We start from the raw sequence: 13350 nt of genomic DNA, 5'->3' as shown, positions 1-13350 counted from the left end.
GAACGGACTGGGACGACCGCGCGCCGGCTTCACCGGACCCGCGGTCGCGTCCACCCCTCAGGTCTTTTGAGCGATGGCCCGCCCGAGCGCGTTGCGACGCGGCTCGGCCGCGGGCTTCGGCCTGTCCGCGCGCGCGGGCGGTTCCATCCGGGCGGGCGCTTCCATCCTGGAGGGCGGGGGTGCCGTCGGCGGCGTCATGCCGGGCGTCGCCATGGTGGCGGTCGGCGCGACGGTCGGGACCGGTTCGGCGGCGGGCGGATCGATCGTGCTTTGCAGCACGTCGCTGCGCACCGGGCGCGGCGGCGAGAAGACGAAGCCCTGGCCATAGCGCACGCCGAAATCGAGCAGTTCCACGACCTGCGTCTCGCTCTCGACACGGTCGACGATCAGGTCGATGCCGAAGCGGGCGAAGAAATTGGCAAGATCGGCCGGGTGGATGTCGGCGCCGAGTTCGTCCATCCGGTTGAGGATGCGCTCGGCACCGATCTTGGCGAACTTGAAGCCGCGCTCGGCCATCAATTGGAAGCTCGGCCTCAAGTCCGAAACCTGGTCGACCGAGAAGCGGAAGCCGGTCGACTGCAGGCTGCGCAGGGCCTCGTATTCGATCGGGTTCATCGATTTGATCTGGCGCTGGGTGAACTCGAACACCAGCGTGTCGGACAGCGCGCGGTTGGCCTCCAGGAAGGCGACGAACTCGCGGAAGAAGGCCGTGTCGCCGAGGCTCGCCATGGAGATGTTGCAGAAGAGCCCGATATCCTTGGTCCGGGTGACCAGCCGGCGCAGGATCTGCACGGTGCGGAACAGGATCTGGTTGTCGAGCATCGGCATGATGCCGGAGGCTTCGGCGAGCGGAATATAGTCGGACGGGTAGATCGTATCGCCGTCCTCGGTGCGCAGCCGCGTCAGCGCCTCGTAGTAGCGGATGCGCCGCTGCGGCAGCGTCACGATCGGCTGCAGGTGGATGTCGATCCGGTTGGCCTCGATGGCGCGGCGGACGAGATCGAGAAAGCCGGCCTCGCCGAGATGGGCGAAGCGCCGCGGCAAGAGCGGCGGCTCCTCGACCACCGGTGCGGGCGGCGGCGCGGGCTTGGGCTGTGCCGCGGCGGCGGGTGCCGGCCGGCTGCCGGCAGCCCCGGTCCGCACCTGGTGCGACAGGACGCGCGTCTCCATGTCGGCGACCGATTCCACCACCTGCCGGACCAGTGCGCCGATCACCTCGACCTCGGCGACCACCGCCTCGACATCCTGGTTCTGCCGGCGTCCCTGGTTCTGCTCCAGCCCGCCGACGCGGCGCTGCAGGTTCGCAACGTCCTGGCCGAGTTCGCCGAGCCGCAGCGTCAGCCCGGCGACCTCGGCGGCCAACCGGTCGCGGTCGCGCCGGCCGTTGCCCTGGATGTTGACGATGGTCAGTACGGCCAGCATCGAGATCCCGCCGACCAGCGCGGTCTCCCAGCCGAATCCGGCCTGGAAGCGCAGCACCACCGCGGCCGCGATGGCGACGACGATGATGCAGGTGGTGATGAAGAGATCGGCGAAGCGATTCATGGACCCGCTCGAGTGCCCGGACCGGCGCGGGCCGGCCCCTCGAATCAGCTGCCACTATGCGTGATTCACGGTTTCGAAACCATTCTCTACGGCCGTCGGCTGACGGTCCGCAGCGCGATCCCGGACGGTCTGCGCAAAGCGCTCTATCCGCTTGACCGGAAAGCCGGTTGCCGCCCCGGGCTTGAGGCCGTCGGCGCGCCGCCGCGGTCGTGGCCGCATCCGCAATCGACCGGGCGCCGGCGCCCTTGACCTTGCCCCGAGGGGAAGGTCCATATCCCGCTATGAATGTCGGGATCGGACGGCCGGGCGCGGCCGATGCCGCCGGCATGGGGCGCCGCCGCCCGCACAGCGCTGCCGAGGTCGGCGGCCGGGATCGGCGCGACGGACCGCACCGACCCGTCCGACCGGACCCGACCGGGCCGTTCGAAGCCATTGGAGACCACGACCATGATCACCCTCAAAGTCGAAGGCATGACCTGCATGGGCTGCGTGCGCAGCGTCGAGAAGGCCGTCGGCCGCGCCGATCCAGGCGCCCGCGTCGAGATCGACCTGCCGAGCGGCAAGGTCGCGATCGACTCCGCCACCCCGCGCGAGACCTTCGTCGCCGCCATCGAGGATGCCGGCTACGACGTCGCCGCCTGAGTTTGGGCCACCTGATTGAGGCCGGCCTGAGGGCCGGCCGCCGCCGGGCTGAATTCGTCGGAGACGATCCGGCCGTCGACCAGGTGGATGCGCCGGCGCATGGCCTCCGCGAAGGTCAGGTCGTGGGTCACCGCCACCACGGTCCGGCCCTGCTCGGCGACCAGCCGTGCGAGAATGTCGCGCACCTGGGCCGACGAGCGCGTGTCCAGGCTGCCGGTCGGCTCGTCGGCGAGGATCACCGGCGGATCGTTGGCGAGCGCGCGCGCCATGGCGACGCGCTGGCGCTGCCCGCCGGAGAGCTGTTCGGGCAGCTTGTCGAGATGGCCGCCGAGGCCGAGCTGTTCGAGCAGCAGGGCGGCACGCTCGCGCATCGCCCGGGCGTCGAGCCGTCCGAGCTTGCGCATCGGGATCATGACATTGCCGAGCGCGCTGAATTCCGGCAGCAGGAAATGAAACTGGAAGACGAAGCCGAGCGTCGCCAGCCGGGTCGCGGCGCGCTCGGCTTCGTCCATGGCGTGGGTCGGCCGGCCGCGGATCAGGACCTCGCCCGCGGTCGGCAGGTCGAGGAGGCCGAGGAGATAGAGCAGCGACGACTTGCCCGACCCGGACGGGCCGGTCACGGCGACGAATTCGCCGGCGCCGATCGACAGGCTGACGTCGCTGACCAGCGTCGTCTCGACCGCGCCCGACAGGATGCGGGTCACGCCGCGCGCCTCGATCAGCGGGATCGCGGCGGCGTCCGGGGCCGGGCCGGGCGCGGTCACGTCGCCCCCCGGATGATGTCGACCGGCTTGACCTTGGCGGCCTTGCGGGCGGGCAGGAAGCCGGCGACGCCGGCCGAGCCGAGCGCGAAGACGGCGGCGATCAGATAGTGCAGCGGATCGCGGGCGACCGGCAGGTGGGTCACCTCGGTCAGGCCGCCCTTGAGCTCGAAGCGGATCGAGCCGAGCAGTTCGGTCAGGCCGAAGCCGAGCGCCCAGCCGGCGGCCGAGCCGAGCACGCCGATCATCAGCCCCTCGATCAGGAAGATGTGCCGCATGTCGGCTTCCGCAAAGCCGAGCGACTTCAGGATGGCGATGTCGCGCGCCTTTTCGTGCACGATGGTCGAGACGATGTTGTAGATGCCGAAGCCGGCGACCAGCAGGATCGCGCCGACCACCGTGAACATGATGATGTTGCGGATCTTGAAGGCTTCCAGGAGGCTCTGGTTGGCTTCCTCCCAGGACAGCGACTTGTAGCCGATCTCGCGCTCGATCCGGGCCGCGACCGCGCGGGCCTGGCCGACCTCGTCGAGGCGGATCTTGATCTGGTTGATGGCGTTCGGCCGCTCGAACAGGATCTGCGCCGCCTTCAGGCCGACATAGCCGGTGCCGTCGTCCTGGGTGGTGACGCCGGTATGGAACAGGCCGACGATCTTCAGGCGCTTCAGGATGCCCCGGCTGGTCGAGACCGTGATCTGGTCGCCGAGCCCGGCGCCGAGCTTGCGCGCCACGCCGTCGCCGATGACGATGCCGTTCGGATCGGCCGCGAGCGTATCGAGCGAGCCCTCGCGCATGTCCTTGGCGATGCGCGAGACGCGCTTCTCCGCCGCCGGCTCGATGCCGGCGACCGCCAGCCCGACATCGCCGCCGCCGTAGCGGGCGACCGCCTGGCCGGTCAGGGCCGGGGCGATCCGGCCCGGCACGAGGGCCTTCAGCAGGGCCAGCACCTCGGTCGGGTTGCGGATGCCGCGCCGGTCGTCGTCGGGCTTCAGGCCGAACATCTCGACGGCGTCGAAGCGGTCGAGCGCCGGCTGGCGCGGCGGCTGGCGGGTCTCGTCGCTGACCGAGACATGCGGCAGCGCATCGATCAGCTGGGTGACGAAATCGTCCTGCGAGCCCTGCATCAGCGCCGCCATGGCGATCGAGAAGCCGACGCCGAGCATCACGCCGACGATCGACACCACCGTCTGCCGCAGCCGGCCGGCGATATGCGTATAGGCGATGTCGAACAGGAGCCGGATCACGGCGCCGCCCCCGGCCTTGCCCCGGTCGCGGCCGGCCCGCCCGCCGCGGCTCCGGAAACCGGGACCGCCCGCACCCGCCGCCCGGCTTCGAAACCGGCCGGCACCGGGGCGATGACGCGGTCGCCCTCGGCGAGATCCGACAGGATTTCGACCTCCGTCGCGCTGCGGATGCCGAGCCGCGGCCGGATCGCCACCGCCCGGCCGTCCGCCCCGATGCGCCAGAGCCGGTCGCCGTCGAGCGCCGTGCGCGGCAGGATCAGCGTGCCGGCCTTGCGGCGGATGACGACATTGATGTCGACCGTCATGCCGATCATCAGGGGCGTCTCGTCCGGCAGCTGGATGCGCACCCGGTAGGTCTTGGCGACCGGATCGCCCTTCGGCGTGATGCGCGAGACCGAGCCCTCCAGGCGCCGGTCCGGAAAGGCGTCGGAGCGCAGCAGCACCTCCTGGCCGGCCTCGATGCGCGGAATGTCCTCCTCGTTGACCTCGGCCAGCACCTCCAACGGCCGCGGCATGCCGATCCAGAACAGCACCGTCGCGGTGTCGGCGACCTCGCCGATCTCGCCGTCGCGGCGCAGGATGGTGCCGTCCATGGGCGCGCGCAGGACATAGTCGTCGAGCCGCGCGGTCTGCGCCGCGATCGCGGCCTGGATCTGCGACAATTCGCTGACCGCCCGGTCATAGGCCTGCTGGCTGACCACGCGGCGGGAGAGCAGTTCCACGGTCCGGTCGAGTTCGCCCTTGGCGAAGGCCTCGCGCGCCTGCAGTTCCTTGAGCGAGGCCTTGGCGACGCCGTCGTCGAGCCGTCCGATCGGTTCGCCGAGCCGGACCGTCTCGCCCTCGCATTTGCGGCACAGATCGACGATGCGCCCGCGCACCACCGGCTGCACCTTGGCCCAGCGCGCCGGCTCGACCACCCCGGTCGCATAGACCACCTCGGCCGCCGAGCCGCGCCGGACCGCGACGGTCTCCACCGCCAGCGGCTGCTGCCACCAGGCCCAGCCGGCGCCGACGCCTGCGGCGATCAGAATGAGAAGGAGGAACCAGCGGGTCGGGCGCATGCGGGTCTCGCGGTTCTGGCAGGCGGAGGCGTTCCGCCCGTCGGACGAACGGCACGGTGACGATGCCGGTCGGGGGCGTCAATCCGGGGGATGACGATGTCGGGCCCCGGCCGCCGCAGATGCCGGCCCCCGGTTGTCGACCCCGGGCGTCGGCCCCGGTCGTCGACCCGCCATCCTGATCGACACGGTGCGGCGGCCGGGAACCGGCTGGGCCGAGGACATCCGCTCGTGCCACCATGGCGCCATGACCAATCTCCTCGATGCCAACCTGCTCGACGCCAACCTCCTCGACGGTTGCCCGGACCGGCCGCTCGCCGACGAGATCTTCAGCGAGATCCTCGCCCGGGACGGCATGCGCATCGAGCGGATCGTCTCGACCGGGCAGGCGACCCCGGCGGAGGCGCCCTGGGATCAGGACCATGACGAATGGGTCCTGCTCCTGGCCGGTTCGGCGTCGCTCCGCCTGGACGGCGAGGCCGACCGCATCTTGAGGCCGGGCGACCACGCGTTCATTCCGGCGCGGCGCCGCCACTGGGTATTGTGGACCGATCCGGCACGGCCGACCGTGTGGCTCGCCGTGCACTGGCCGCCGAAGTCGGCATGATCGCGCGCGCCTGTCGGCCTCGGCTCGGCCGGAACCTCCGCGCGCCATGGTCGTCCGGCGGCGAAGGCCGAAGACTGCCTGGGTCTCACGATCGGAACGGCCGGCTGAGATAGCGCGAGCCGTCCAGGCCGAAGCGCCAGGGCCGTTCGATCGCCCGGCTGATGCCGATGCGCGGCCCGGTCCGGATCGGCACGGTCTCGTCGGACGGCGCCAGCCCGAACGGGGGCTCGGCAACGTCGAGCCCGTTCTCGGCGATCGTGATGCCGAGCGCCTGGCACAGCCGGCCCGGGCCGGAGGCCAGCAGGCGCGGATCGTCGAGGCCGCGCCGGGCCGCCATGGCGTCGAGCCCGTCGAGCGGCTCGAGCGCCCGGATCAGCACCGCCGCGCCGTGGCCGTCCGCGCCGGTGACCAGGTTCAGGCACCAGTGGATGCCGTAGGACCGGTAGACATAGACCCGTCCCGGCGGGCCGAACATCACGGCGTTGCGCGCGGTCGGGCCCATGAAGCTGTGCGAGGCCGGGTCGGTGCGTTCATAGGCTTCTGTCTCGACGATGCGGCCCCCGGCGCCGGCGAAGGTCAGGCGCGCACCGATCAGATCGCGCGCCACCGTCGCCGCGTCGCGCTCGAAGAAGCTGCGCCACTCCATGGCTCTGACCCTGCGTGGCGTTCGCGCCGGCCTCGGACTATGCTCCGCCACCCGACAGGCGGAGCCTCGAATCATGCGTCTCGATCCTGCCCCGACCGACCGGCCCGCGACAGGGGCCGTCCGTCCGCCCTGCCGGCTTGCGGGGCGGCAGGGGCGGGGGCGCGTGTCCGGTGCCGTCCTGCTGCTGGCCGCCGCATGCCTTGGGGCCGGTTTCCTGTCCGCCGGCACGGTCCCGGTCCGCGCCGGGCCGATCGCCGATGCGGCGGCGGAGGCCGAAAAGCTCGCCGCCGAGGGCCGCAACCGCGAGGCCTTCGACGCCCTGGCGCGCGCCGCCGACACGCTCTGGACGGCGGCGCCGCTGGAACTGCGCAAGCTCCTGTTCGTCGAGGGCGATCCGAAAGGCTTCGGGGTCTACGATCCGCGTCCCGGGACCGGCTTCAAGGCCGGCGAGGCCCTGCGCATCTATGCCGAACCCTTCGGCTTCGGCCATGTCCGCGAGGGCGACTGGTACAAGATCGCGTTCGAGATCCGGATCGCGGTCGCCAATCCGGACGGCAGCGAGGCGATCGCGCCGCGCGCCGGATCGCTGCAGCTGAAGAGCCGCAACCCGAATCGCGAGTTCATGCTGCATTTCGCCTATGTGCCGAAGGGCCTGAAGCCGGGCGGCTATCTGCTGCTGGCCGAGGTCAAGGACACCGCGACCGGCAAGATCGCGCAGATCCGCATGCCGTTCCAGCTGCAATAGACCTATGATTAGCCGGCCAAGGAGTCGATCGTGACCCTGGAGCTCTACCTCGCCTTCGTCGCCGCCTGCGTGGTGCTGATCCTGATTCCCGGGCCGAACGTGGCGCTGATCGTCGCCAATGCGCTGGCCTATGGCTGGCGCTACGGGCTCGTCACGGTCGCCGGCACCTCGTCCGCCATGGTGCTGCAACTCGCCCTCACCGTCGCCGGCATGACCGCTCTGGTCACCACCATGGCGGGGCTGTTCGACGTCCTGCGCTGGGTCGGCGCCGCCTATCTGGTCTATCTCGGCATCCGCGCCTGGCGGGCACCGCCGGCCGATCTTGCCGGCACCCGCGCGCAGCCGAAATCCATGCGCGCCATCTGGGCGCGCGGCTTCCTGGTCTCGATGACCAATCCGAAGACGCTGATCTTCTATGGCGCCTTCCTGCCCCAGTTCGTCGCGGAAGGAGCGGACCCGGGCCGGCAGTTGATGGTGCTGGCCGCCACCTTCCTGGTCCTGGCCGTGGTGCTCGACGGCGTCTGGGCGATCCTTGCCGACCGCTTCCGCAGCGTGCTCGCGCTCAAGGGACGCCTGACCAACCGGATCACCGGCGCCCTCCTGGTCTGCGCTGGTGCCGGCCTGGCGCTCGCCCGGCGCAGCTGACCGTCCGCAACAGACCCGCCTCCCAGCGCTTTGCCGGCCGGCGCCGCCGCTTTCGGCTGGGTCGACCGTTGATTTGCCGCAGGCATTCAAGGCATATTCAGCACGCTCGGACTATCGCCGGGATCACAGAACAGGATCCGCGATATGAGCATTACCGGACATCAATTGATCGAATGGGGCTTCGCGCCCGGCATCTGGTTCAAGGATGCCCTGCCGGTGGCGAACCGACTTGCGGCCGAAGGGGCCGACGAGGCGGCGATCCGGGCGGCCGTCGCCGGGATGGCGCCGCCCGCGACCGTGCCGCTCAAGCCGGCCGGAGAGGTCGCCTATCACCTCAACATCGAGGCGGAGCACCCGCACGAAACCGACAACATCGCCGCGGTCGAACGCCACATGGCGGCGCTGATGCGTCTGCCGACGGCGGTCGCCGGCGCGATCATGCCCGATGCCTGCCCGGCCGGCGCCGCGCTCGGCACGATCCCGGTCGGCGGCATCGTGGCGACCGAGAACGCCATCCATCCGGGCATGCACTCGGCCGACATCTGCTGCTCGGTGGCGATCTCCATCCTGGGCGATGTCGATCCCAAGCGCGTGCTCGACCTCGGCATGGTGCTGTCGCATTTCGGACCCGGCGGCCGGGCGCCCGACCGGCGCCTCGCGCCGCCGGACGACGTGATCGCGCGCTTCGACGGCAATCCGTTCCTGTCCGGCCTGCAGCAGCCGGCCGCGGAGCATTTCGGCACCCAGGGCGACGGCAACCACTTCTTCTTCGTCGGCCGGCTGAAGTCGTCCGGGGCGGTCGCGCTGGTCACCCATCACGGGTCCCGGAAGCCCGGCGCCATGGTCTACAAGCGCGGCATGACGGTCGCCGAGCGCTGGCGCCAGACGCTGTCGCCGGAGACGCCCGAGCACAATGCCTGGATCCCGGCGGAGACCCACGAGGGCCGCTACTACTGGGAGGCCCTGCAGACGATCCGCGCCTGGACCAAGGCGAACCATTGGGCGATCCACGACCTCGTCGCCGACGCGCTCCAGGTCACGCCCGAGGACCGCTTCTGGAACGAGCACAATTTCGTCTTCCAGCGCAGCGACGGCCGCTACTACCACGCCAAGGGGGCGACCCCGGCCTGGGCCGATTTCGCCGCGGATTCGAGCGGCTTGACGCTCATTCCGCTGAACATGGCCGAGCCGGTGCTGATCACCCGTGGACGTGACGCGGCCAACGGGATCGGCTTCTGCCCGCACGGCGCCGGCCGCAATTTCGGCCGCCGCGAGCACATGCGCCGCAACGCGCATCGCGCGGAGGCCGACATCCTGGCCGAGGAGACGAAGGGCATCGACGCGCGCTTCTATGCCGGCATCCCGGATCTGTCGGAGCTGCCGAGCGCCTACAAGGACGCCAAGGCGGTGCGCCGCCAGATCGAGCGCTTCGGTCTTGCCGAGGTGGTCGACGAGGTCGTGCCCTACGGCTCGATCATGGCCGGCGACTGGGAGCGGCCGCACCGGGAAAGCCGGATCGCCGCCAAGGCGCGCCGCCAGGGCGATCAGGCCGCCGGATGATGTGCGGCGGCGCGGGGTCCGACGAGGAGCCCGCGCCGTCCATCCGTCCCGCCCGTTGATCAGGAACGGGCGGCGGTCATGCCGGCGGCCCCCGCCCGCAGGGTCAGAGGGCCTTGTGGCTGCCGTCGCACATGGTCGGCGACTTGGTCGCCTTGCAGCCGCAGAACCAGGCCTTGCCGTCCTTGTCGGATACCCATTCGACCGGCGTAATGTCGGTGCCCTGGTGCGAACCGTCGCAGAAGGGCTGGTTGGCCGAACGCCCGCAGGCGCACCACCAATAGGACTCGCCCTTGACGACGTCGACCGGGTAGGGCGCCTTCTGTGCAACGACGGGCTCGGTCATGTCTTCCCCCTGATGGCATCGGATGACCAATCGGCATCCGGTCCGCGCTTGTTCCGAATGCGAATTGGAACAATTCCAGGGAGGTTATCGCAACGTCGCGGGCTTGTCTGTTCATGCCGGTCGAACAGACGGTTCACACCAGCTGGGGCACGGACCCGTTCGCCGGCCCCGCCGCCGGCGCGACGAGGCTCTTGACCGGCTCGAAGCTGCGCCGGTGATGCGGGGAGGGGCCGAGCGCCAGGATGGCGGCGCGATGCGCCGCGGTGCCGTAGCCCTTGTGCTGGTCGAAGCCGTAGCCCGGGCACTGTGCCGCCAGCCGGACCATCAGCCGGTCGCGCGTCACCTTGGCGACGATCGAGGCGGCCGCGATCGACAGCGAGCGGGCATCGCCCTTGACCACCGCCTCGCCGGGGCAGCCGAGGCCGGGCGGCACGTCGAGGCCGTCGATCAGCGCGAAGGCCGGCGCCTCGGCGAGCGACCGGACGGCCTGCGCCATCGCCCAGAGCGTCGCGCCGCGGATGTTGAGCCGGTCGATCCGGGCGACCGACGCGCAGGCGACCGCGACCTGGTGGCCGGCGCAGATCTGTTCGAACAGCCGTTCCCGCGTCGCCTCGTCGAGCTTCTTGGAATCGTCGAGCCCATCGGGAATGCGGGCCGGGTCGAGCACCACCGCGGCCGTCACCACCGGCCCGGCGAGCGGCCCGCGCCCGGCCTCGTCGACCCCGCAGACGCAAGCGCCGCGGATCAGGCCGCGGCCGACGCGGCGCTCGATCGACAGATCGGGGCCTTGCGCGAGATCGAACAGGGCGGGCGATTCGGAACGTCTGGCCATGACCGGGATGCTGGCCTGGCCGGACCCGCGCCGCAACCGGGCCTGCGCGCCGGCTTCGATCTTCAAACGCCGCCGTCGGGCCGCCCATTGCCGAGGATGCGCGGCGCGTAGCGGCGGACGGCGACGACCGCGCCGAGGATGGCGGCACCGAGCACCAGGCCGATCAGCACGGCGCCGGTTTCGTTGCCGGACCGGAACTCGTCGACCAGGATCGTCGCGGCGGCGCCGGGAACGATCAGGACCGGAATCCAGACCACGGCCGAGCCGATATTGGCCATCTGGAAGGCCGCCGGCCGCATCGCCAGCATGCCGGCGGCGAGCGGGATGGTGGCACGCAGCGGCCCGATGAAGCGCCCGAAGAAGACCGCCGCCCAGCCCCACCGCGTGAACACCCGCTCGGCCGCCGCGAGCAGGTGCGGGCGCGTCCGGAACGGCGGATAGCGCTGGATTTCAGGGCCGAAGCGCCGGCCGAACCAGTAGCTGATGGAATCACCCAGCACCGCGCCGACCGTTCCCCCGATCCACAGTTCCCAGAACGAGATCACCCCGGCACCAACCAGCGCTCCGGCGGCGATCAGCACGCCCGTCGCCGGCACCAGCATGCCGATGAAGGCAAGGGATTCGCCGAAGGCCAGCAATGCGAACACCACCGTGCCCCAGGCCCGGTTGGCGGCGATGAAGGCGAGAACGGCGTCGATCGACCAGTCGGCGGGCATGGCGGCTTCCGGTGGGGGACTGCATCCCGGGATACCGTCACGTAGTCCAGCCCCACGCCGCCGTCCAGGGGCCCAGGGTCCCGGAAGATTGCGGCACCGCTGCGGCCGCGCGCCGGACGGTGCGGCGACCCGCCCGCCGGGGGGCGCTGACGCGCGGCGGCGGCTCGGCTATTGTCGGGCGAGACAAGAGAAAACGCGAGGATGGCTGCCGATGACCCTGAAACCCTGGAGCGAATGCGCCGCGCGGCTCGTCGACGTGGCCACCGGCCGCAGCCCGGCCGACATGGTCGTGCGCGGCGCGCGCTGGGTGAACGTGCATTCCGGCGAGATTCTCGGCCGCCGCGACGCGGCGATCGCGGCCGGGCGCTTCGCGGCGATCGCCGAGGATCTGTCCTACGCGATCGGACCGGACACGGTCGTGGTCGAGGCCGACGGCCGCTACATGGTGCCGGGCCTGTGCGATGCGCACATGCATGTCGAATCCGGCATGGTCACCGTCACCGAGTTCGCCCGCGCGGTCATCCCGCACGGCACCACCTCGATGTTCATCGATCCGCACGAGATCGCCAACGTGCTCGGCCTGCCCGGGGTTCGGCTGATGCACGACGAGGCGCTGACCCTGCCGGTCAACATCTTCGTGCAGATGCCGAGCTGCGTCCCCTCCGCCCCCGGTCTGGAGAATGCCGGCGCGGCCATCGGGCCGGCCGAGGTCGCCGAGGCGATGACCTGGCCGGGCATCGTCGGGCTCGGCGAGATGATGAACTTCCCGGGCGTCGCCGCCGCCGATGCGCGCATGCTCGGCGAGATCGCCTCGACCATGCAGGCCGGCAAGACCGTCGGCGGCCACTATGCCTCGCCGGATCTCGGCCGCAACTTCCTCGGCTATGTCGCCGGCGGCCCGGCCGACGACCATGAGGGCACGCGGCTGGTCGATGCCGTCACCCGCGTCCGCCTCGGCATGCGCGCCATGCTGCGGCTGGGCTCGGCCTGGTACGACGTCGCCAGCCAGATCAAGGCGGTCACCGAACTCGGCCTCGATGCGCGCAACTTCATCCTGTGCACCGACGACAGCCATTCCGGCACGCTGGTCCACGAAGGCCACATGAACCGCGTCGTGCGCCATGCCATCCAGCAGGGCTGCAAGCCGGTCACCGCGATCCAGATGGCGACGCTCAACACCGCCGCCCATTTCGGCCTGGAGCGCGAACTCGGTTCGATCGCGCCCGGCCGCCGCGCCGATCTGATCCTGACCTCCGACCTCGTCACCCTGCCGGTCGAGACGGTGATCGCCCGCGGCACGGTGGTGGCCGAGCACGGCCGGCTCGTCGTCGACGTGCCGCCCTACGCCTATCCGGCGGCGGCCCGCGGCACGGTCAAGCTCGGCCGCCCGCTGACGGCCGCCGATTTCGAGGTCGCCGCCCCGGCCGGGGCCGGCGAGGAGGTCGAGGCCCGGGTCATCGGCGTGGTCGAGAACCAGGCGCCGACCCGCGCGCTGACCCGCCGGCTTCCGGTCCGCGACGGCAAGGTCGAGACCGACCCGAAGGAGGACGTCTGCCGCATCGCGCTGGTCGAGCGCCATCGCGGCCTCGGCACGCTGACCAACGGCTTCGTGCACGGCTTCGGCTACGACCGGCCCTGCGCGATCGCCTCCACGGTCGCCCATGACAGCCACCACATGATCGTGGTCGGCACCGACCGCGACGACATGGCGCGCGCGGCGAACCGGCTCGGCGAGGTCGGCGGCGGCGTCGTGTGCATCTCCGGCGGCGAGGAACTGGCGCTGGTCGAACTGCCGATCGCCGGCCTGATGTCCGACGAGCGCGCCGAGATCGTCGCCGAAAAGGCCGCCAAGCTGGTCGCCGCGATGCAACTCTGCGGCTGCCGGCTGAACAACGCCTATATGCAGCACTCGCTCTTGGCCCTGGTCGTCATCCCCGAACTGCGCATCTCCGACATCGGCCTGGTCGACGTGACCAAGTTCGAGAAGGTGGAGCTGTTCGTGTGAG

At 71.0% G+C, this 13350-nt stretch carries 14 protein-coding genes; 6 read left to right on the top strand and 8 right to left on the bottom strand.

Annotated features, from left to right (window positions below):
• Positions 1–57: 57 nt before the first annotated feature.
• Positions 58–1545 carry an EAL domain-containing protein gene (locus ABB55_RS09375; protein WP_054358573.1) on the bottom strand — a complete coding sequence of 496 codons (1488 nt, stop codon included), beginning with the start codon at positions 1543–1545 and terminating at the stop codon, positions 58–60.
• A gap of 447 nt (positions 1546–1992) precedes the next feature.
• Here ABB55_RS09375 and ABB55_RS09370 point away from each other — a divergent pair, with 447 nt between their 5' ends.
• Complete coding sequence (locus ABB55_RS09370) at positions 1993–2187, top strand: heavy-metal-associated domain-containing protein (RefSeq protein ID WP_054361941.1); 195 nt, start codon at positions 1993–1995, stop codon at positions 2185–2187.
• Here the strand turns inward: ABB55_RS09370 and ABB55_RS09365 are convergent.
• From ABB55_RS09365 to ABB55_RS09355, 3 genes are read right to left on the bottom strand one after another with little or no spacing between them, the layout of a single operon-like run.
• Positions 2169–2951 (bottom strand): ABC transporter ATP-binding protein, encoded by a 783-nt coding sequence (locus ABB55_RS09365; protein ID WP_244472008.1) that lies wholly within the window; start codon positions 2949–2951, stop codon positions 2169–2171. The two genes, ABB55_RS09370 and ABB55_RS09365, sit on opposite strands and share 19 nt — an antisense overlap.
• Complete coding sequence (locus ABB55_RS09360) at positions 2948–4189, bottom strand: ABC transporter permease (protein ID WP_054361939.1); 1242 nt, start codon at positions 4187–4189, stop codon at positions 2948–2950. The genes ABB55_RS09365 and ABB55_RS09360 overlap by 4 nt, the downstream gene beginning before the upstream one ends.
• Complete coding sequence (locus ABB55_RS09355; RefSeq protein WP_083463487.1) at positions 4189–5253, bottom strand: efflux RND transporter periplasmic adaptor subunit; 1065 nt, start codon at positions 5251–5253, stop codon at positions 4189–4191. Before ABB55_RS09355 ends, ABB55_RS09360 begins: the two co-directional genes overlap by 1 nt.
• 133 nt (positions 5254–5386) lie before the next feature.
• Between ABB55_RS09355 and ABB55_RS09350 the strand changes: the two genes are divergently transcribed.
• Positions 5387–5857, top strand: a complete 471-nt coding sequence (locus ABB55_RS09350) for a cupin domain-containing protein (RefSeq protein ID WP_244472007.1) — start codon at positions 5387–5389, stop codon at positions 5855–5857.
• 85 nt (positions 5858–5942) lie between these two features.
• Here ABB55_RS09350 and ABB55_RS09345 read toward each other — a convergent pair whose 3' ends face one another.
• Positions 5943–6503 carry a DNA-3-methyladenine glycosylase gene (locus ABB55_RS09345; RefSeq protein ID WP_054358572.1) on the bottom strand — a complete coding sequence of 187 codons (561 nt, stop codon included), beginning with the start codon at positions 6501–6503 and terminating at the stop codon, positions 5943–5945.
• Positions 6504–6666: 163 nt separating this feature from the next.
• Between ABB55_RS09345 and ABB55_RS09340 the strand changes: the two genes are divergently transcribed.
• The 3 genes from ABB55_RS09340 to ABB55_RS09330 all read left to right on the top strand — a co-directional run bounded on the left by ABB55_RS09340 (position 6667) and on the right by ABB55_RS09330 (position 9453).
• Positions 6667–7248, top strand: a complete 582-nt coding sequence (locus ABB55_RS09340) for a hypothetical protein (RefSeq protein WP_054358571.1) — start codon at positions 6667–6669, stop codon at positions 7246–7248.
• A 30-nt stretch (positions 7249–7278) separates the two neighbouring features.
• Positions 7279–7893 carry a LysE family translocator gene (locus ABB55_RS09335; protein ID WP_244472006.1) on the top strand — a complete coding sequence of 205 codons (615 nt, stop codon included), beginning with the start codon at positions 7279–7281 and terminating at the stop codon, positions 7891–7893.
• A 144-nt stretch (positions 7894–8037) separates the two neighbouring features.
• Positions 8038–9453 carry an RtcB family protein gene (locus ABB55_RS09330; RefSeq protein WP_054358569.1) on the top strand — a complete coding sequence of 472 codons (1416 nt, stop codon included), beginning with the start codon at positions 8038–8040 and terminating at the stop codon, positions 9451–9453.
• 103 nt (positions 9454–9556) lie between these two features.
• Here the strand turns inward: ABB55_RS09330 and ABB55_RS09325 are convergent, their stop codons facing one another.
• From ABB55_RS09325 to ABB55_RS09315, 3 genes are all read right to left on the bottom strand, one after another.
• A complete protein-coding gene (locus ABB55_RS09325) occupies positions 9557–9796 on the bottom strand; it encodes a CDGSH iron-sulfur domain-containing protein (RefSeq protein ID WP_054358568.1) in 240 nt (79 codons plus the stop codon).
• A 133-nt stretch (positions 9797–9929) separates the two neighbouring features.
• Positions 9930–10628 (bottom strand): ribonuclease HII, encoded by a 699-nt coding sequence (locus ABB55_RS09320; RefSeq protein ID WP_054361937.1) that lies wholly within the window; start codon positions 10626–10628, stop codon positions 9930–9932.
• A gap of 62 nt (positions 10629–10690) precedes the next feature.
• A complete protein-coding gene (locus ABB55_RS09315) occupies positions 10691–11344 on the bottom strand; it encodes a DedA family protein (protein WP_054358567.1) in 654 nt (217 codons plus the stop codon).
• 211 nt (positions 11345–11555) lie between these two features.
• On the opposite strand from ABB55_RS09315, the gene ade reads away from it, so the two are divergent.
• Positions 11556–13349 (top strand): adenine deaminase, encoded by a 1794-nt coding sequence (gene ade, locus ABB55_RS09310; protein WP_054358566.1) that lies wholly within the window; start codon positions 11556–11558, stop codon positions 13347–13349.
• The last annotated feature ends 1 nt before the right edge of the window (position 13350 follow it).

This window comes from Prosthecodimorpha hirschii (assembly GCF_001305515.1).
In the GTDB taxonomy this organism is placed as follows: domain Bacteria; phylum Pseudomonadota; class Alphaproteobacteria; order Rhizobiales; family Ancalomicrobiaceae; genus Prosthecodimorpha; species Prosthecodimorpha hirschii.
The sequence above is the reverse complement of the archived record's forward strand: the minus strand, read 5'-3'. Positions and strand labels throughout refer to the sequence as shown.

Bases quoted from the DNA above. Each gene is read 5' to 3' on its own strand.
- ABB55_RS09375 (WP_054358573.1), bottom strand. From the start codon at position 1,545: ATGAATCGCTTCGCCGATCTCTTCATCACCACCTGCATCATCGTCGTC.
- ABB55_RS09370 (WP_054361941.1), top strand. From the start codon at position 1,993: ATGATCACCCTCAAAGTCGAAGGCATGACCTGCATGGGCTGCGTGCGC.
- ABB55_RS09355 (WP_083463487.1), bottom strand. From the start codon at position 5,253: ATGCGCCCGACCCGCTGGTTCCTCCTTCTCATTCTGATCGCCGCAGGC.
- ABB55_RS09345 (WP_054358572.1), bottom strand. From the start codon at position 6,503: ATGGAGTGGCGCAGCTTCTTCGAGCGCGACGCGGCGACGGTGGCGCGC.
- ABB55_RS09330 (WP_054358569.1), top strand. From the start codon at position 8,038: ATGAGCATTACCGGACATCAATTGATCGAATGGGGCTTCGCGCCCGGC.
- ABB55_RS09325 (WP_054358568.1), bottom strand. From the start codon at position 9,796: ATGACCGAGCCCGTCGTTGCACAGAAGGCGCCCTACCCGGTCGACGTC.
- ABB55_RS09320 (WP_054361937.1), bottom strand. From the start codon at position 10,628: ATGGCCAGACGTTCCGAATCGCCCGCCCTGTTCGATCTCGCGCAAGGC.
- ABB55_RS09315 (WP_054358567.1), bottom strand. From the start codon at position 11,344: ATGCCCGCCGACTGGTCGATCGACGCCGTTCTCGCCTTCATCGCCGCC.
- ade (WP_054358566.1), top strand. From the start codon at position 11,556: ATGACCCTGAAACCCTGGAGCGAATGCGCCGCGCGGCTCGTCGACGTG.